The sequence below is a fragment of the Rhizobium sp. BK538 genome, from assembly GCF_014197575.1.
Lineage (GTDB): Bacteria > Pseudomonadota > Alphaproteobacteria > Rhizobiales > Rhizobiaceae > Rhizobium.
This window is the reverse complement of the sequence record NZ_JACIFT010000008.1, coordinates 176,064-193,841: the sequence shown is the minus strand read 5'-3', so window position 1 is coordinate 193,841 and position 17,778 is coordinate 176,064. Positions and strand designations below refer to the sequence as shown.

At 61.5% G+C, this 17,778-nt stretch carries 20 protein-coding genes; 14 read left to right on the top strand and 6 right to left on the bottom strand.

Features of this window, described 5'->3' with window-relative positions:
* Positions 1-74: 74 nt before the first annotated feature.
* Positions 75-596 (bottom strand): DUF1697 domain-containing protein, encoded by a 522-nt coding sequence (locus FHX09_RS12295; protein WP_132592114.1) that lies wholly within the window; start codon positions 594-596, stop codon positions 75-77.
* Between the two features lie 218 nt (positions 597-814).
* The gene (locus tag FHX09_RS12290; protein WP_184450031.1) at positions 815-2,923 is read right to left on the bottom strand and encodes a S9 family peptidase; all 2,109 of its coding nucleotides are present in this window, start codon (positions 2,921-2,923) and stop codon (positions 815-817) included.
* Between the two features lie 236 nt (positions 2,924-3,159).
* Here FHX09_RS12290 and FHX09_RS12285 point away from each other — a divergent pair, with 236 nt between their 5' ends.
* Positions 3,160-3,549, top strand: a complete 390-nt coding sequence (locus FHX09_RS12285) for a DUF930 domain-containing protein (RefSeq protein WP_007791921.1) — start codon at positions 3,160-3,162, stop codon at positions 3,547-3,549.
* A gap of 185 nt (positions 3,550-3,734) precedes the next feature.
* Positions 3,735-4,541 (top strand): polysaccharide deacetylase family protein, encoded by an 807-nt coding sequence (locus tag FHX09_RS12280; protein WP_132592110.1) that lies wholly within the window; start codon positions 3,735-3,737, stop codon positions 4,539-4,541.
* A gap of 1 nt (position 4,542) precedes the next feature.
* Here FHX09_RS12280 and FHX09_RS12275 read toward each other — a convergent pair whose 3' ends face one another.
* From FHX09_RS12275 to FHX09_RS12265, 3 genes are all read right to left on the bottom strand, one after another.
* On the bottom strand, positions 4,543-5,835 hold the full coding sequence (locus tag FHX09_RS12275; protein ID WP_132592108.1) for an FAD-dependent oxidoreductase: 1,293 nt from the start codon (positions 5,833-5,835) through the stop codon (positions 4,543-4,545).
* A 19-nt stretch (positions 5,836-5,854) separates the two neighbouring features.
* Positions 5,855-7,021: an AI-2E family transporter gene (locus FHX09_RS12270; protein ID WP_183721318.1), complete on the bottom strand. Its 1,167-nt coding sequence runs from the start codon at positions 7,019-7,021 to the stop codon at positions 5,855-5,857.
* 73 nt (positions 7,022-7,094) lie between these two features.
* Positions 7,095-7,955, bottom strand: coding sequence for a VOC family protein (locus FHX09_RS12265; protein ID WP_132592104.1), 861 nt, complete (start codon positions 7,953-7,955; stop codon positions 7,095-7,097).
* A 292-nt stretch (positions 7,956-8,247) separates the two neighbouring features.
* Here FHX09_RS12265 and FHX09_RS12260 point away from each other — a divergent pair, with 292 nt between their 5' ends.
* The 5 genes from FHX09_RS12260 to FHX09_RS12240 all read left to right on the top strand — a co-directional run bounded on the left by FHX09_RS12260 (position 8,248) and on the right by FHX09_RS12240 (position 11,033).
* Positions 8,248-8,664 (top strand): universal stress protein, encoded by a 417-nt coding sequence (locus FHX09_RS12260; RefSeq protein ID WP_132592102.1) that lies wholly within the window; start codon positions 8,248-8,250, stop codon positions 8,662-8,664.
* A 36-nt stretch (positions 8,665-8,700) separates the two neighbouring features.
* Positions 8,701-9,018 carry a TraR/DksA family transcriptional regulator gene (locus tag FHX09_RS12255; protein WP_007791904.1) on the top strand — a complete coding sequence of 106 codons (318 nt, stop codon included), beginning with the start codon at positions 8,701-8,703 and terminating at the stop codon, positions 9,016-9,018.
* 185 nt (positions 9,019-9,203) lie between these two features.
* Positions 9,204-9,872, top strand: a complete 669-nt coding sequence (locus tag FHX09_RS12250) for a hemolysin III family protein (protein ID WP_132592100.1) — start codon at positions 9,204-9,206, stop codon at positions 9,870-9,872.
* A 157-nt stretch (positions 9,873-10,029) separates the two neighbouring features.
* Complete coding sequence (locus FHX09_RS12245) at positions 10,030-10,536, top strand: GNAT family N-acetyltransferase (protein WP_007791898.1); 507 nt, start codon at positions 10,030-10,032, stop codon at positions 10,534-10,536.
* Entirely contained in the window at positions 10,533-11,033 is a 501-nt protein-coding gene (locus FHX09_RS12240; protein WP_007791895.1) for a hypothetical protein, read from the top strand. The genes FHX09_RS12245 and FHX09_RS12240 overlap by 4 nt, the downstream gene beginning before the upstream one ends.
* A gap of 20 nt (positions 11,034-11,053) precedes the next feature.
* On the opposite strand, the gene msrB is transcribed toward FHX09_RS12240, so the two are convergent.
* Positions 11,054-11,464, bottom strand: a complete 411-nt coding sequence (msrB, locus tag FHX09_RS12235) for a peptide-methionine (R)-S-oxide reductase MsrB (protein WP_132592096.1) — start codon at positions 11,462-11,464, stop codon at positions 11,054-11,056.
* 351 nt (positions 11,465-11,815) lie between these two features.
* On the opposite strand from msrB, the gene FHX09_RS12230 reads away from it, so the two are divergent.
* Genes FHX09_RS12230 through mnhG form a run of 7 tightly spaced genes read left to right on the top strand, consistent with a single transcriptional unit; the run spans position 11,816 to position 17,717 of the window.
* The gene (locus FHX09_RS12230; RefSeq protein WP_132592094.1) at positions 11,816-14,194 is read left to right on the top strand and encodes a putative monovalent cation/H+ antiporter subunit A; all 2,379 of its coding nucleotides are present in this window, start codon (positions 11,816-11,818) and stop codon (positions 14,192-14,194) included.
* Positions 14,191-14,610, top strand: coding sequence for a Na+/H+ antiporter subunit B (locus FHX09_RS12225; RefSeq protein WP_007791885.1), 420 nt, complete (start codon positions 14,191-14,193; stop codon positions 14,608-14,610). The genes FHX09_RS12230 and FHX09_RS12225 overlap by 4 nt, the downstream gene beginning before the upstream one ends.
* A complete protein-coding gene (locus tag FHX09_RS12220; RefSeq protein ID WP_007791881.1) occupies positions 14,610-14,987 on the top strand; it encodes a Na+/H+ antiporter subunit C in 378 nt (125 codons plus the stop codon). The genes FHX09_RS12225 and FHX09_RS12220 overlap by 1 nt, the downstream gene beginning before the upstream one ends.
* The gene (locus FHX09_RS12215) at positions 14,988-16,544 is read left to right on the top strand and encodes a Na+/H+ antiporter subunit D (protein WP_132592092.1); all 1,557 of its coding nucleotides are present in this window, start codon (positions 14,988-14,990) and stop codon (positions 16,542-16,544) included. It abuts the gene before it with no gap.
* Positions 16,541-17,014, top strand: coding sequence for a Na+/H+ antiporter subunit E (locus FHX09_RS12210; RefSeq protein WP_132592090.1), 474 nt, complete (start codon positions 16,541-16,543; stop codon positions 17,012-17,014). The genes FHX09_RS12215 and FHX09_RS12210 overlap by 4 nt, the downstream gene beginning before the upstream one ends.
* A complete protein-coding gene (locus tag FHX09_RS12205) occupies positions 17,011-17,388 on the top strand; it encodes a cation:proton antiporter (protein WP_007801144.1) in 378 nt (125 codons plus the stop codon). Before FHX09_RS12210 ends, FHX09_RS12205 begins: the two co-directional genes overlap by 4 nt.
* Positions 17,385-17,717, top strand: coding sequence for a monovalent cation/H(+) antiporter subunit G (mnhG, locus tag FHX09_RS12200; protein WP_183721327.1), 333 nt, complete (start codon positions 17,385-17,387; stop codon positions 17,715-17,717). The genes FHX09_RS12205 and mnhG overlap by 4 nt, the downstream gene beginning before the upstream one ends.
* The last annotated feature ends 61 nt before the right edge of the window (positions 17,718-17,778 follow it).

Here is a 17,778-nt window from a genome sequence, read left to right as displayed (position 1 = left end):
AAGAGAATGCTGCGACGCAATACTGATTATTTAGTATGTTCTAAAATATGCCCCCGCGGTGGTACAGCGAAATCTCAGCGGTCTTCCATAGCAGCCGCCATCTCGGCGAGCTTGCGTACCGTATTCAGGTTGCGCGCCGTTCCCGGTTTCAAGGCCGGCAGCTTGAGCTTCGATTTGCCGGAGCCGATCGGGAAGTGGACATAGATTTCGCGCCCGGCGAGAACTGCCTCTTCGCCATTGGGCGCGACCATTTTGTCCAGCGCATCGCTTGGTGCTTCCTCGGGCAGGAAGCTCACCAGCAAATAGTTGGGCTTGGCGTCGGGAAAGGGCGCGTTGGCGGCAATCGCGTCCAGCTCCTTGCGGCTGCGCAGCATCACGCCGGGCTTCTTGCCGAGCAGCTTCCCGAGCGCCTCGTCCAACTTTTGCTCGACCTCAGCTTCCGGCTCGTCGGCGCGAAACAGCACGTTGCCGCTCTGGATGTAGGTCTTCACGTCGCTGAAGCCGAGCTCTTCGCAGACCGCCTTCAGCGTCGTCATCGGCAGCTTGCCCGTGCCGCCGACATTCACAGCTCGAAGCAAAGCGACGTAGACAGGCATGGGCTTCCTCCTGTGATCAGCCGGAGAGCGGCCGCACAACCTCTCCGCCTCATTCCCGTCCTTGTGACAGGAATCCAGCCACGGCGCGTCCGCGCCGTGAATAGAGACTTCGGCGCGCAAGGACCTGCGTGCGCCGGATTCCTGTCACAAGGACAGGAATGAGGGAAGCGAGGGCGGGTAACTTTAGTGTCAGGCGCCTACGGCACGTGACATCCCCGCTAAACCTTCCCCGCGACCTTGATCGCGAAGGCGTATTCGAAGGCGATCTCCTCGAGGCGCTGGAAGCGTCCCGATGCGCCGCCATGGCCGGCATCCATATTGGTCTTCAAGAGGATCGGCGCCGAGCCGGTCGTCTTCTCGCGCAGCCTTGCCACCCACTTTGCCGGCTCCCAGTAGGTGACGCGCGGGTCCGTCAGGCCACCGAGCGCCAGGATCGGTGGATAGGCTTTCGCGCCGACGTTGTCGTAGGGCGAATAGGCGGCGATATGTTCGTATTCTTCCTTGCTTTCGATCGGGTTGCCCCATTCCGGCCATTCCGGCGGGGTCAGCGGCAGCGTGTCGTCGAGCATGGTGTTCAGCACATCGACGAAGGGAACCGCGGCGATCAGGCCGGCGAACTTTTCCGGTGCCATGTTGGCAACTGCGCCCATCAGCATGCCGCCGGCCGAGCCGCCCTCGGCGATGATGTTGGCGTAGGAGGTGAACTTCTCCTGATTCAGATAGTCAGCGGCGGCGATGAAGTCCTTGAAGGTGTTGGTCTTCTTCTCCATCTTGCCGTCTTCGTACCAGGCAAAGCCCTTGTCCTTGCCGCCGCGGATATGGGCGATGGCATAGACGAAGCCGCGATCGGCAAGAGATAGGCAGTTGGTGTTGAAGCCGGCCGGAATGGTGATGCCGTAGGCGCCGTAGCCATAGAGCAGGCAGGGCGCGGAGCCGTCGAGCGGCGTATCCTTGCGATAGAGCAGGGTGACCGGCACCTCAACGCCGTCCCAGGCCGGGGCGAAGACGCGGCGGGTGACATAGTCGTCGGGATTGTGGCCGGAGGGCACTTCCTGCGTCTTCAGCAGCGTGCGCTCGCGCGTCACCATGTTGTAGTCGTAAAGCTGCGACGGCGTCGTCATCGAGGAATAGGAGAAGCGGATGACGTCGGCGTCGTATTCCGCGGCCCCCTGCAGCCCGAGCGAATAGGCCTCTTCGGCAAAGGCGATGGCATGCTCCTCGCCGGTGCGACGGTCGCGGATGATGATCTGCGGCAGCCCGTCCTTACGCTCCAGCCAGAGCAGGTGGCGGGCATAGGCCATGTGGCTGATGATCAAGGTTCCCGGCTTGTGCGGCACGACCTCGCGCCAGTTCGCCTTGCCCGGGTCTTCAACCGGCGCTTCCATGATCTTGAAATCCTTGGCGTCGCCGTCGTTGGTGAGGATGTAGAAGACGTCGCCGCCTTCCGTCATCGAATATTCGATGCCTTCCTCGCGCTCGGCCACCAGCTTCGGCTCCGCCGTCAGATCCTTGGTGGAGAGCAGGCGGTATTCCGACGTTTCGTGGTCGTGGATGTCGATGTAGATGAAATCGTCGAGAAGCGAGCCGCCGACGCCCATGAAGAAGCCGGCATCCTTCTCCTCGTAGACCAGCCGGTCTTCCGCTTGCGGTGTCCCGATGATGTGGTGGAAGACCTTCGACGGACGGTGGTTCTCGTCGAGCGCGGAGTAGAAGAAGCTCTTGCCGTCAGGTGCCCACGCACCGCCGCCGCCGGTGTTCTCGATGACATCGGCCATGTCCTCGCCGGTCGCCAGATCGCGCACCTTCAGTGTGTAGAATTCCGAACCCTTGTCGTCATAGCCCCAGATGCCGCGGCTGTGGTCGGTCGAATGGTCGAGGCCCGCCAGCCGGAAATAGGCTTTGCCGGCGGCTTCCTTGTCGCCGTCGAGCAGGACGGCGCGGATCGTCTCGTCCTTGACGTCGCCGTTGCGGGGGATGCGGAAATAGCGCGGCTGTTCGCCACCGGTGACGAAGAACGTGCCGTAGGCATAGTCGCCGTCCTTCATCGGCACGGAACTGTCGTCTTCCTTGATGCGGCCGCGCATCTCTGAGAACAGCGTCTTCTGCAGCGCCTTGGTGTCTTCCATCGCCGCGTTCATGTAGACGTTTTCGGCTTCCAGGTGCCGGCGGATCGCGGGATCGAGGATCGATGGATCCTTGAACATCGCCTGCCAGTTGTCGGCGCGCAGCCAGGCGTAGTCGTCGGTGCGGGTGATGCCGTGGCGCGTATCGGAGATCGGCTTCTTGGCGGCAGCGGGCGGGTTCGGCAGGTTCTTGAAGACGGTCAAGGAAGGCTCCGGATACGGGGTGTCAGGTGGGCAAGAGATAGAGGCGCGGATGCCGCGGATCAAGCGCCGAAGACAGGGCTGCGTCAAAACCGAAGGAATGCTCACGTTGCCTTGATGTCACCACATTGTTTAAGAAAGTCCGCTACGTCGCCCGGAATTCGCCCCCTGTTCGACCGTGAAAGCCCCGGTCGTCCACAGGCGATTCTGGAATGAGAATGCAAAGGAATCCCACCGTAATGCCAAAACGTCTCGTGTTGCTTCTGTCCGCATTTAGCCTTGCTTTTCCAGCCTTCGCCGTTGATCCCGCAATCAAGAAGCAACTCGAAAAGCTCGATCCCGCGACCCGTCTCGAACAGAGCTGCGACACCGAGGCGATGAGCCGAATCAACAAGGACGATACCGGCTACAAACCCGATAAAGTCATTGCCTATACCTTCAAGGATCCCGTTCCCGGCGACGATAGGCTGGAGGCGCCCGGCGCCGTCTTCCGCAGCAAGGGAGACTGGTATCACCTGTCCTACACCTGCATCACCGGTCCGCAGCACATGAATGTTCGCGAGCTCGACTATAAGATCGGCGAGAAGGTGCCGAAGGAGAAGTGGGAAAAATACTACCTCTATGATTGACACGAGTGCCACGCAGGCTGCATTTGCAGGCGCTGCCTTTCTGAAGCCTTAGTCCTCAGGCATCAGCTCCTTCGCTGAAGCCGGCGGCGAATCGCAGGAGCGATGGCAAGCGGCATCAGACCACATGGCGCCGGCGCGTTGCGTGCGTTATGCAGCGCTTGAACAATGAACGGCTTCTCTTTGATATGAATCGTATTTTTCTCGCTCCGGCGCTGCTGATAGCCTCAGTCTCGATTGCCGCCGCTGCCGCTCTGCCGCCGCAAGATGCGCCCATTGTCACCGCACCCCTCAGGCAAGCGCCCACGATGGCTCCCGGGCCAAAGCTCGTGGAACCGCATCTGCGCATTGCACGTTCTGGCGTCAAGGGTCACGCGCGCGTGGCACTGACATTCGACGCCTGCATGGGCAAAGCCGACGACCGCATCCTCTCGGTGCTGGTCCGCGAGCGGATCCCCGCGACGATCTTCGTTACCGCACGCTGGCTGAAGCACAATCCGCAGGCGTTGCAGGTCTTCCTGCAGAACCCCGATCTGTTCGAACTCGAGAACCACGGGCAGAACCATATTCCGGCCGTGGACACGCCGGTCTCGATTTACGGCATTGCGTCCGCCGGCTCGCCCGAAGCAGTCCGCCAGGAAGTGCAGGGCGGCGCCGATGCGATGGTCGCGGCCGGCATTGCCTCGCCGCACTGGTTCCGCGGCTCGACCGCCAAATATGACCTGTCCGCGATCGCCGAGATCCGCGAGATGGGATACCGCATCGCCGGCTATTCCGTGAACGGAGACGGCGGCTCGCTGCTCGGCGCTGCGGTCACGGAAAAGCGGATTGCGGCCGCCAAAGACGGCGACGTGGTGATTTCCCACATCAACCAGCCGACCCACGCCGCGGGTGAGGGCGTCGCCAAGGCGGTCCTCGATCTGAAGGCCAAGGGCGTCGAATTCGTCCGCCTGCAGGACGTCGATGACACCGGCGACGACCAGACGACGCAGTGAGTTAGTTGAGAGCGGTCTCCCGGCGATCCTCACTGATGCTCGGACGCTCAACGAACGCCGGTGCGTCGCGATCGAGCGCGAAATCATCAAACCAGTCGCGGTATCCTCCGCCGATCATTGCGCCGATGACCTGCGTCGCGAGATAGGAGAAAGTGATGCCGTTGCCGCCGTAGCCATAGGCGGCATAGACCTGCGGCATCAAGGGAACGGGACCAATCAGCGGCAGCCCGTCCGCAGTCTCCCCGAACGTTCCGCACCATGCCGTCGCGACACGGGTATCGGCCCTTGACCAGAGCCGTTTCATCTTTTCCCGGATCGTCATGATCTTTTCGGCAAGCTTGGCGTCGCGGATCGCGGGATCGACGGTGTCGTCATCCTCGCCGCCGGCGATGATCCGCCCGTCCGGTGTCGTGCGCATGTAGAGATAGGGGTGGCTGTCTTCCCAGATCAGCACCTGATCGCGCCACAGCATTGCCGGATCCTGCGGCATCGTTGCCAGCGCCCAGCTCGACGTCGTCCGATGCAGCTTCGGCATATCGATGCCCGGCATGGCGTAGCCGGTGGCGAGTACCGCTGTTTCTGCTTCGATAACGAACGAGCCGTCTGTCTCGGCGCTCACGCGCCCGCCCTCGCTATGGAGTTTGGTGACCGAGGCGCCGATGAGACGCACGCCTTGCTTCACCGCAATGTCCAGCAGAGCCCAGGTCAGGAGCAGCGGATCGGCCTCCGCCGAGCCGCGGGACAGGATGCCCGCATCGCGATCAAGTTCGAACTCGGTGAAGAGATCGCAATGCTCCAGGTAGCGGCTGGGCAGACCGGCTCGGCGACGAAGCTCGACCTCTCTCAGAAGATCACCCGCGCCCTCCTGATTGCTGGTCAGGAACAGCGATTGCCGCGGCAGCAGGTTGCACGCGATGCGATTAGCGACGATTAGCTTCGAGAGACCAGCGACCGAGGCGGCACTTCGCCGATAGATGCCGACGGCGCGCTCGAACCCGTAGAAATGCTCGAGTTCGCCGAGCGTTCGGTCGATCTCCCACTGCAGCATGGCTGTGCTCGCCACCGTGCTGCCAAGACCGGGCGTCTCGCGATCGACGATGACCACGGAAAGTCCGCGTTCTGAGAGATGTTGGCCCATCAGCGCACCGGTAATCCCACCGCCGATGACCATCGCGTCGACCTTGAGATTATCCTGAAGTGGCTGGTAGGTGGGTTTTGTTCCGGCGCGGCTCCAAGGGGGAATGCCGCTCTTCAGCCGGTTCTGGCTGGACTCTGCAAGATCGATTTCTGCCATCTGACGCGTCTTACCTCAATTATTTCGGCAATTGCGGTTGCAGTCTCTCTTCGATGAAAAGTTCATCGACGATGGTCATGACAATCAGCGATAGTGGTAGCGCGAGCATAGCACCAACTGCGCCCCACATCCAAGTCCAGAACAGAATTGCCAGAAACACCACAAAAGGATTGATTTCCAGGCGCTTCCCCATCACCGCCGGAAAGACCAGATTTTCCATGACGAGGTGGACGATGAAGAATGCCGCGGCTGGCATGAGGCCGACTAAGAGGCCGTCATGTGTGAGGATGCCTGCGATGGCGACGGCCAGCGTCATGGAGGCAATGCCGAGATAGGGAATGAAGCTCGAAAGAAAGGCAAAGAAGCCCCAGAGCACCGGCGCCGAAAGACCACCAAGATAGGCGATCACCATCATCATGACGCCGAGGCACGCATAGACCAACGAAGCCGTGGCAAAGTAGAAGCCGAGGACCTGTTCGACGCCGTTGATCACCCGGATGGCGGCAAGCCGCTGTGAGCGCGTCCGGAAGACCATGATGATCGATCTGCGCAGGCTGACACGTCCGGCAAGGAAGAGCAGCAGCGCGGCGAAGAAGATCAACGCCTGGATGAGGGCAGGGGTCAGGTTGGCGCTGATGAGATGCAGCACGTTGCCGGTATTTTCCAGGAGCTTTTCGCTCGACATCGGCCCGCCCTGGAAGGTCTCCGGCGTGATGTGCAGCCACCGGATCCGTTCGAGATAGGGCATCAACCGGTTGAACGTCTTCTCGACGAAGGCCGGGCCCTCATTGGCAAGGGTTGTCAGCGGTCCGGCAAGCGAATTGGCGACGAGGATGATCACCAGCGCGACGCCGGTCGACAGGATGACGGCGTTGGTAATGCGCGGCACGCCGAGTCTGCTGAGCTTTTCCGCCAGTAGCCCGAGAATCATTCCGACGACGACGGCAAGCGTCACCGGGACGAGAATGAGCGACATCATGTAGATGGCCGAAAGAGCAAGCACCGCAAAGATGCCGATGACCGCCCAGGCCATGGTGATATCAAGCCCGTCCTTTTCGGCGCGGTGTGTCTGCGCCTGCGGCATCTCCTCCGCGTCTTGGCGCAGTTTTTCAGCCCAGGCGCTGATAGGGCGCTCGCCCATTGTGATCTTGCCGGCCTGCTTGCGGATGCCGTTGGCAATTCCCATCGTTACAAAGTCCCCTGGAAGCCCAGATGCTTCGCCACGGAAACGCCCAGGAACCCCTTCAAGTTCCTGAGGGTCACGCAGAGAGCGTCAGGCCGATACCCCACGGGTCGCGCAGGAATACGCCGCCATTGTGCTTTTTGCTCTTGATCTCGAGTTCGTCGAGCTTGGCGATGGCCCTGTCGAGCGAGGCCTTCTCATTGAAGCGAAGCGTGTAGTCCGAGAGGCCGCTCATGCCGTCCGCGCGGGTTCCTGCGCCGCGGCTGTTCCAGACGTTGGCGGCGATGTGGTGATGGTAGTCGCCGGTCGCGAAGAAGCTGGCGCCGGGACGCTGCGCCATGAGCTTCAGGCCGAGCACATCGCGGTAGAAGGTGTCTGCCTCCGGAATATTGCCGACCTGCAGGTGGATATGGCCGATGGCGGTGCCGTCTGCCATGCCGTTCCAGGCATCGTGAGGTGCGCTGTTGTAGAGCGACTGAAGGTCGAGGCGAAGCGTCGCCATTTCCACCTGGCCGTCCTGATGGAACTTCCATTGCTCATGCGGACGGTCGGCATAGATCTCGATGCCGTTGCCTTCGGGATCGGAGAGATAGATGGCTTCGCTGACGAGGTGATCGGAAGCGCCGTCCAGAACAACGTTGTTGTGTGCGGCGTGGCGCAGCCAGCGGGCCAATTCGGTGCGGTTGGGCATCAGGAAGGCTGTATGGAACAGCCCGGCGGCATTGCGCGGCGCGATACGGACATTCCTGCCCGTCGTCAGCGTCAGAAGCGGCGTGCTGTCGACGCCGAGCACTTCGCCGCTGGCGCTTTTGTCGATGACCTTCAGGCCAAGCATGGATTGGTAGAAACTGGAAACCAGCGGCAGGTCGGTGACGACGAGATGCGACTGGTCGACATAGGCAGGGCGGGTGAGAGCGTAGGATGTTTCGGTGGTCATGCGTCTTTCTCCTGCCGTGGATGAGAGAGGCGAACCGGCGGTGGCGGCGAAAGCGCCGCCTGTAGCGATACCAAGGAATTTGCGCCGGTCCATGTGCCTCAGAGGTCCCTTGGCTGCTGTACTTGATCCCTATATGGCGGATTCCGATTGTTCACAGAAGGCCAGTTTTTGGCGATTCAGCGTTCGACGATCGTTGACGACGATCTGCGCCGATCTTGATCTTGATCAAAGCGCCTTATTTATCTCCTGAGAGGATGTGGGCAGTTGGAAACGGCACCGCTGGAGGGCCTGAATGTATAAGAAAATCATCGTTCCGATCGAAATAGGCGCGTTGGACCGCGGCGAGAAGGCGTTCCGCAAAGCATCGACGCTCCTGGATACGGGAGGTGAGATCATCTTGCTCAACGTCGTCGAGGACGTACCCACCTATGTCGCGATCGATCTGCCCGCCGAACTGATCCAGAATGCAATCGATGATGCCCAGGAGAGGCTCGGCATGCTGATCCGCACCAGCGGCATTCCGGCAATGATCGAGATTGGTCACGGCCGCCCGGCCCATAGCATCCTCGCTGCCGCGGAAGCGCATGGTGCGGATCTCATCATTATCGCTTCTCATACCCCCGACTTCAGCAACTACTTCATCGGCGCCACCGCCGACCGTGTCGTCAGGCATGCCAAATGCTCGGTGCTGGTCGATAGGCAGCGCTAAGAAGAAAAACGGCAAAGGACCGATGGAGGAACATCCATGACCGACATGCAGACCTATGAGAAGATCCTGCGCGATCGCCAGCGCGAGCTTGAATCGCGGTTGAGCCGCATCGACGTCGATCTCGGGCGCACCAAGGAGCAGGACAGCGACGATCGCGCGACCGAGAGCGAGAACGACGAAGTGCTCGAGGGGCTCGGCCAGGCCGGCCAGGAAGAGCTGCGGGCCATCAACGCCGCCCTCGACCGGGTCGCGAAGGGCACTTATGGCACCTGCGTTCGCTGCGGGGAGCCGATCTCCAAGGAGCGCCTCGGGGCCGTTCCTTATGCGCCCCTTTGCGAGGATTGCATGGGCTGATTTGTCTGTCGTGCTATCAGGGTGGCCGCTTTTCGCGGCTACCCTTTTGCTTTTCGCCCTTATATCTCCAAGCGCAAAAATCGGTGTCCAAAGCTCACGAAGATTTAATGGTTCGCCATCTCTGTTGTGTTGCCTGCACACCGTTTCGGTGCGACGATCGGGTGGAAAGGTGAGGGGTTTCCAGCATGACAGAGTTCAACGGCATCCGCTGGGCTTACGACAAGTACGAGCTAATCGCCGACGGCGTCGTCCACGGCGTGGGCTTGGCGTTTGCGCTCATCGGCGCGACCGTCCTGATCTTTTACGCCACGCTCTGGAGCTCCCACGGCGAACTCGCCGCGGCCTGGATTTACAGTGTCGGCCTGGTGCTGACGATCGGCATCTCCTTCTCCTATAACGCCTGGCCGGTTTCGCGGGCGAAGTGGTACCTTCGCCGTCTCGATCATTCCTCGATCTTCATCCTGATCGCCGCCACCTACACCCCCTTCCTGGAGCGCGGTGCCGATAGTCCGCTTCTGTTCGGGATGCTGATCGGAATCTGGGTGATCGCAGCGCTCGGCATCTTCCTGAAATGCGCCTTTCCTGGGCGCTTCGACAAGCTCGCCATCCTTCTCTATCTCGGAATGGGGTGGAGCGGCATCCTCGTAGCCGGGCCGGTGGCGGAGCGTATCCCCTATGTATCTATGCTCCTGATCCTCGTCGGCGGTCTCATCTATTCTCTCGGCGTCGTCTTTCACGTGTGGGAAAAGCTGCGCTTCCAGAACGCCATCTGGCACGGCTTCGTCGTGGCCGCGGCGGCCGTTCACTATTCGGCGGTCCTCACCTGCTTCAGCATGGCAAACACGGGCCTCTGATTGTTGCGCCCAGGCGCGACAAGCCAATGTCTGTGGTCCGGTGCGGCGTGATGCGCCGACCTGGGCGCGGACCGTCGTTCCTTCGCTCGATTTGGTTTACAACGCCGAATGCGGGGCGTATGCCGCTTGCCAGAACCGAACTGAAACTGGACTTGATATGACCGACGCCGTTCTCGTGCGCGATGCCATCGAAGCCGACCTCCCGGCGATCCGCGATATTTACAATCACGCTGTCGAGCATACGACCGCGATCTGGAACGAGACGCTGGTTGATCTCGACAACCGCATCGAATGGTTCAAGGCGCGCAAGGCGAAGGGCTTCCCCGTCATCGTTGCGGAAAAGGACGGCAAGGTCGCAGGCTATGCCTCCTATGGCGATTGGCGGGCTTTCGATGGCTACCGCTACACGGTCGAACACTCGGTCTACGTCGACAAGGATTGCCGCGGCGCGGGCATCGGCGAGTTGCTGATGCGGGCGCTGATCGCGCGCGCCGCCAACGCCAATATCCACGTGATGATCGCCGGCATCGAGGCGGCGAACGCAGCCTCCATCAAGCTGCACGAAAAGCTCGGCTTCCGCGTTGCCGGAACCTTTTCGGAAGTCGGCACCAAGTTCGGCCGCTGGCTCGACCTGATCTGCATGGAGCTTAGGGTTACGAAGTGAGCCTTATCGTTCTCACCGGCGCTTCGGGATCGGGCAAGACGGCGATCGCCAAGGCGATTGCCGCCCGGTTTGCGGGTGAGATCGATGTCCACCATTTCGACGATATCGGCGTTCCCCCGCTCTTCCAGATGACGGCGGAGTACGGCTCGCCGGCCGGTTGGCAGCGAGCCATGACCTTCAAATGGCTGGAGAGTCTTGCAGAGGCTCAGCGCGCCGGCCGCAATCAACTGCTCGAAGGCCAGATGCGCCTTGCATTTCTGGAGGAGGCGGCAGCCGCAGCAGGCATTGCGTATTTGCCGCTGCTGGCCGATTGCGACGACGAAACACGAACGCATCGCCTGGCGATCGAGCGTCGGCAGCCAGAGCTTGCCAACGCCGAAATGATGATCTGGGCATCCTTCCTCCGCCGCGAGGCCGTGGCGAAGAAATGCGCGATACTGGACACGTCCCGCTTGTCACTGGATGAAAGCGTCCGTGCGGTCGTCGAACGCTTCTAACCGGCCTTCGCGCCGGAACGTTAGTTCCCGGGCTCGAACACCATCGCGTGGCCGTTGATGCAGTAGCGCAGGCCGGTCGGCGGCGGGCCGTCGGGAAAGACGTGGCCCAGATGTGCATCGCAGGCGCCGCAGCGGATTTCCGTGCGGACCATGCCGTAGGTCGTATCGCGGTGTTCGGTCACCGCGTCGGGCGAGACCGCTTCGAAATAGCTCGGCCAGCCGCAGCCTGCATCGAACTTCGTATCCGAGCGGAATAGCGGCGAATTGCAGCCGACGCAGCGATAGAGCCCGGTCTCGAAAGAATCCCAATAGGGGCCGGTGAAGGCACGCTCGGTACCGTGCTGCCGGGTGATCCGGTATTGCTCGGGCGTCAGCTGTTCCTTCCATTCCGCATCGGTCTTGTGAAATTTGGCGATTGTCGTATCGGCCATGGCCTGTTCCTTTCGCGCCGGGGGGTACGGCTTTGATTTTTGACAGCAATGTGGTGCGGGAAGCTGGTTGGATCAAGAGATGTTTGTCACGGCGACCGAGCTCTGGGATGGCGGAAACTGCAGTGCCGATCGCATTTTTATGGGGACGGCGAAGGTCGGCACGCACGGAGCACCTGGTTGCCGATGTTCAATGGACGCCGGCCTAGACGTGTCCCGTTCCCTGTGAGTATCCTGCACCCAACCGCCGATTGCGAACGGAGAAGGCTTGAGGCGAGGCTTCTCTTCTCTTACACCTGACGATGCTTCCGGCGTTCGCCGGCCTTATGCAGCGTTGCGAGCAGAGGAGAGGACATGGCCGGTGTCACGGCTTTGACATTTGCGGCCTTGTGTCTGCCACTGCTCGGTGCCGTTGTTGCTCCCTTTCTCGTTCGCGCCCTTGGCGCAAAGGCCGCCTGGCTACTGGCGCTTGCGCCGCTGCTGGCCTTTGCGCACTTCGCCAGCCTGCTGCCGGCAATATCCGGCGGCGAGGTGATTGCCGGCGGATATGCCTGGGTGCCGAGCTTTGACCTCCGCTTCGCCTGGCTGCTCGACGGTCTTTCGCTGACTTTCGCGCTGCTGATTACCGGGATCGGCACGCTGATCGTGCTTTATTCCGGCGGATACCTGAAGGGTCACCTGGATCAGGGGCGTTTCTTCTCGTTCATCTTCCTGTTCATGGGGGCGATGCTCGGCCTCGTCGTGTCAGACAGTCTGCTGATGCTCTTCGTTTTCTGGGAACTGACGTCGATCACGTCCTTCCTGCTGATCGGATTTGATCATGAGCGCTCGGCTGCCCGTCGCGCCGCCTTGCAGGCGCTCGTCGTCACCGGCGGCGGCGGCCTTCTGCTGTTGGCGGGCCTATTGCTGATCTGGAGCACGACAAACGCCACGCAGCTGTCGACGCTGCTGCAGTCAGGCGATCTGCTGCGCGCCAATCCATATTATCTGGCGATCCTGATTCTCGTTCTCGGTGGCGCGTTCACCAAGTCGGCGCAGTTTCCGTTTCACTTCTGGCTGCCGAACGCGATGGAGGCGCCGACGCCGGTTTCTGCTTACCTGCACTCGGCGACGATGGTGAAGGCGGGCGTCTATCTCCTGATGAGGCTCAATCCTGTCATGGGCGGGACATCGGCATGGGAGACCTTGCTGCCGCTCTTTGGTGGCGTGACGTTGATCGTCGGTACGCTGCTTGCGATCCGCCAGACCGACCTCAAGCTGCAACTCGCCTATACCACCGTTTCTTCGCTTGGCCTTCTCGTGTTGCTGACCGGCTTCGGTTCGCCCTATGCGATCGAGGCCGCGGCGCTCTACCTCGTGGCCCATTCGCTCTTTAAGGGAGCGCTGTTCATGGTCGCTGGCATCATCGACCATGAGACCGGCATGCGCGACATCACCCGGCTGGGCGGCCTGAGGAAGGCGATGCCGCTGACCTTTGCTGCCGCCCTTGCCGCGGCGATTTCCATGGGCGGTCTGCCACCATTCTTTGGCTTTCTCGCCAAGGAGGAAATCTATGCCGCGCTGGCGCATGGGGACCGACGATCGATCGCCTTTACACTGGTTGCAGTAGCAGGCAATGCGCTGATGTTCGCGGTCGGCTTCGCGGTGGCGTTGAAGCCGTTTCTCGGGCAAGTCCTCGCAACGCCCAAGCACCCGCATGAGGCACCACCATTGCTATGGGCCGGTCCCGTCGTGCTGGCGCTATTGGGCCTGATCGGTGCGGTGTTCTCTGCAGTTGCTCACCACTACATCTCGTCTCCGGCGGCGTCCGCTATCCGTGGATCATCCAGCGTGATCGAGATTACATTGATCCCGCACGTCGGCGTGCCGCTGCTTCTGTCTGCGCTTACGATCGTACTCGGCATTCTTGTCTATTGGCGGATAGATCAAGCGCGTCTGAGCATGGCAGTGGTACTGCGTAAGCTTGGTCCGGGACCGGATTGTGGTTTCGACTACCTTATCGCCGGTCTCATCCGGTTGTCAGTCCGCGTGACGCGTCTCATCCAACCGGGACGGCTTGAACTCTACATCACCTGCACCTTCCTCTGCGTCGCCGCGATCCTGCTCGTTCCGCTCTGGCTCTACGGCGAAATGCCGGCGCTCCCTGTCTGGCCGCAGCAGGTCCAGATCCACGAATGGGCCATTTTCCTACTCGCCGCTCTCGGCCTGTTGAGCGTTGTCGTTGCGCGCGACCGGCTGACGGCGATCGTCTCGCTCGGCATCCAGGGCTTCTCCGTCGCCATTATATTCCTGCTCTTCGGTGCGCCCGACCTTTCTTTCACGCAGTTCATGGTGGAGACCCTGTCGGTCGTCATCCTGGCGCTGGTCATGACCCGCCTTCAACTGTCGCCGACCGACCGGCGGCCACTCGGCCAGAAGATATTCGACGGCAGCATCGCGATCGCTTGCGGCTGCGGCGTCGCGCTGCTTCTGATGAAAGCTATGCAGGCGCCGTTCAACAACGCACTGACGGAGTTCTTCAACGCCTACTCGAAGACGATCGCGCACGGCGCCAACGTTGTGAACGTCATCATCGTCGATTTCCGCGGTACCGATACGCTGGGCGAGATCGCGGTCGTCGCCATCACCGGCCTTGCGATCCTCGCCCTCATTCGCATCCGCGCGCAGACCGAGCGAAAGCTTGCGGAAAACGATCCGGATGCACCTGAGGATCTCGGAGTCGAGCGCCCATGAACACGCTGATCTTCCGCACGATCGCCCCCGTGCTGACGGCACTGATGCTGCTCTTTTCCATCTTCGTCCTGCTGCGCGGCCACAACGAGCCGGGTGGCGGTTTCATCGGCGGGCTGATTGCGGCCTCGGCGCTGGCGATCTTTGGTATTGCCCGCGGCGTCGGCGCTGTGCGTCGTGCCATCGTCTTCCATCCGATGTCGATATCAGGCGCCGGACTGTTGATGTCGTGCTGCGCCGGACTGCTGTCGATCATTTTTGGCGTGCCATTCATGACCGGGCTGTGGGTCTATCCTGAGATAGCAGGTGTCGAGGTGCCGCTCTCGACCGTCATGCTCTTCGATGTCGGGGTCTACCTGGTGGTCGTCGGCGCCATCACGTCGATCGCGCTGGCGCTGGAAGAAAGGGAGGTCGAGTGATGGAACCGCTGTTTGCGATCCTCGTCGGCCTGTTCTTCGCCGCCGCGGTCTATCTGATGCTGTCGAAGTTCTCGATCCGCATTATGCTCGGCATCGCCGTCCTCGGCAACGCGGTGAACCTGTTGCTGTTTGCGGCCGGACGGTTGACGCGCGAAGTGCCGCCGATCATCCCGTCAGATCTCGCAGCGCTCCCCGCCGGCGCCGCCAATCCGCTGCCGCAGGCGCTGATCCTGACGGCAATTGTTATCTCATTTTCCTTCTTCGCCTTCCTGCTGGTGCTGACCTATCGCGCCTATCAGGATATCGGTACCGACAACACCGACGAGATGCGTGTCGCCGAGCCCGTCGATCCGCCACTGCCGCCGATGGGGTACTAGATGGCGGCTCCGGCAAATACGATCACCGATCTTTCCGCTGCGATGGTGACGGCGCCCGTGCCGCTGGCAAACTGGCTCGTCATCGCACCTGTCGCGCTCTGCATTACGCTCGGCGCCGCGCTGCTTATGATGCGCAGTTCGATGCGGCTGCAGGCGCAGGTCACCGTTCCCGGCCTTGCCGTTCTGGTCTTGCTGGATGCCGCGCTGTTGCTAAAGGTGGTCGCGCATGGCCCGTTGACCATGGTCATGGGGCGCTGGCTTCCGCCCTTCGGCATCGCCTTCACCGTCGATCTCTTCGGCGCGCTGATGGCTTTGACGGCAGCCATCGCGGCGCTTGCCGGCGGCCTCTATGCACTGAAGGACGTAACCGAAAGCGGCCGGCGATACGGTTTCTTTCCCTTCCTGCTGCTTCTAATGGCAGGCGTTTCGGGGGCGTTCCTGACGGGCGACGTCTTCAACCTCTATGTCTGGTTCGAGGTGCTTCTCATTTCGTCCTTTGGCATGCTGATCCTCGGCTCGGAGCGCGGGCAGATCGATGGAGCGATGAAATATGCGGTGCTGAATCTGATCGGCACGACCCTGTTCCTGATCTCGGTCGGCATCGTCTACGCCGTCTTCGGTACGCTCAACATGGCTGATATCGCAGGCAAGGTGGAAACTGTCCGCGACACGGCGCCGCTGATGACCCTGTCGGCCCTTGTGCTGCTCGCCTTCGCCATGAAGGCGGCTGCCTTTCCCGTCAATTTCTGGCTGCCGGCCTCCTATCATACGCCGCGCATCGTCGTGTCGGCGCTGTTTGCCGGTCTGCTGACCAAGGTCGGCGTCTACGCTCTGATCCGCATCATGGTGATGCTACTGCCGGTCGAGCGCGAGCAATTGAGCCTGGTGATCGCCGCGGCGGGGGCTGCGACCATCATCGTCGGCGCGCTCGGCGCGCTGGCGCAGGACGATATCCGCAAACTGCTCGGCTACGTCGTGATATCGGGCATCGGCAACATGCTGGTCGGCATTGCACTCGGCACGCCAGGTGGCCTCTCGGGCGCGATCGTCTATGCCCTGCATTCCATGGTGCTGATGACGGCGCTCTATCTCCTGGCCGGACAGGCGGCTGCCGTTGCCGGCAGTTTCTCGCTAGCCGGGCTCGGCGGCCTCTATCGTAGGAACAGCGGCTTTGCGGCGATCTCCTTCGTTCTCCTCATCGCCGCCTGCGGATTGCCGCCCTTTTCCGGCTTCTGGCCGAAGGTGATCCTGGTCCGGGCATCGATCGACGTCGGCGCCTGGTGGCTGGCCGCCGCGATCCTAATCGGCGGCTTCCTGCTGACCGTCGTCTTCGGGCGCGTCTTCCTGCTTGCCTATTGGCGGCCGGCGGCGGCACCACAGACGGCAGCCTCCATTGGCTGGCAGGCGGGATTGCCGCTGTTCATCCTGACAGCTCTTGTCGTCGGTTTCGGCATTCTCCCAGAACAATTACTGGAGATGGCGCAAGCGGCAGCGACCGGCCTCATCGATCCGACATCTTATCTGCAGTCGGTCTTCCCGGATGGAGGGATGCCATGATCGCCTTGCTGCTGAACGTCCTGCTCGCCGTCGCCTGGGCCACCGTTACCGGCAACGCGTCGGCGCACAACCTCGCCTTCGGCTTTGCGATCGGCGCCCTGTGCTTGTCCATTGTGCGCGAACCCTATGGCAGCAGGGGATATCTTCGCCGGTCATGGGCAATCCTGCATCTCGCCCTGCTATTTCTGAAGGAATTGGCGATTTCCGCCTGGCGGGTCGCCGTCACGGTGCTGACGCCCAACATGCGGCTGCAACCCGGCATATTCGCCTTTCCCTTGACTGTCGACCGCGATTTCGAGATCGCCCTTCTCGCCAACATGATCACCCTGACCCCGGGTACGCTGTCGGTCGATGTTTCCGATGACCGCAAGACGCTTTACGTGCACGCGCTGGATTGCGCCGATCCCGAGGCGACCAAACGCGATATCACCGACGGTTTCGAGCGCCGGATCATAGAGGCATTTCGATGATCGCGCCGCTTGCCATCATTTCCACGGCCGCCGCGGTTGCTCTCGTGATCCTCGGCGTTGCCTTTCTTCTAGCAGGCTGGCGGGTCGCCGCAGGGCCGACGCTGCCCGACAGGATACTGGCGCTCGATACGCTGTCAGGCACGGCGATCGGCTTCATTGCCGTGCTGGCGGTTAAAACAGGCTTCAGTCTCTACATCGACATTGCCATTGCGCTGGGCCTGGTCGGCTTCCTGGCGACTGTCGCCTTCGCGCGTTTCGTGATGTCACGAGCCACTGTTGCGGAACGGCACAGCGAAAAACCGGGGGGTGCCTCGAAAAAGCCCAAAGTGGCGGCCAAACGCAGCGGTAAGAACGGCAGGAAGGGCAAGAAATGATGGACTACGCGGCAGCGCTCGTCGTCGCTTTCCTTTTATTGGCCGGCTCGCTGTTTGCGCTCGTCGCCGCTGTCGGCGTGGTGCGGTTGCCGGATCTCTACACGCGGATGCACGCCGCTTCCAAGGCGGGGACGGTGGGTTCGGGCATGCTGCTCTTTGCTGCCGGAATCGCATCGGGCGAGGTCGCAGTCTTTGCGCGCGCAGTTGCTGGCTTCGTCTTTTTCCTGTTGACGGCACCGGTAGCGGCGCACCTCCTTGCCAAGGCCGCGCATCAGACAGGATACCGCCTCGGCTCTCAATCCGTGCGCGACGACCTCGCCAAAAGATGAGAGCGCTTCCGATTCAGTATTTTAAGTTGATTTTTGCACCCATTTGCAGATTTCTTAATGG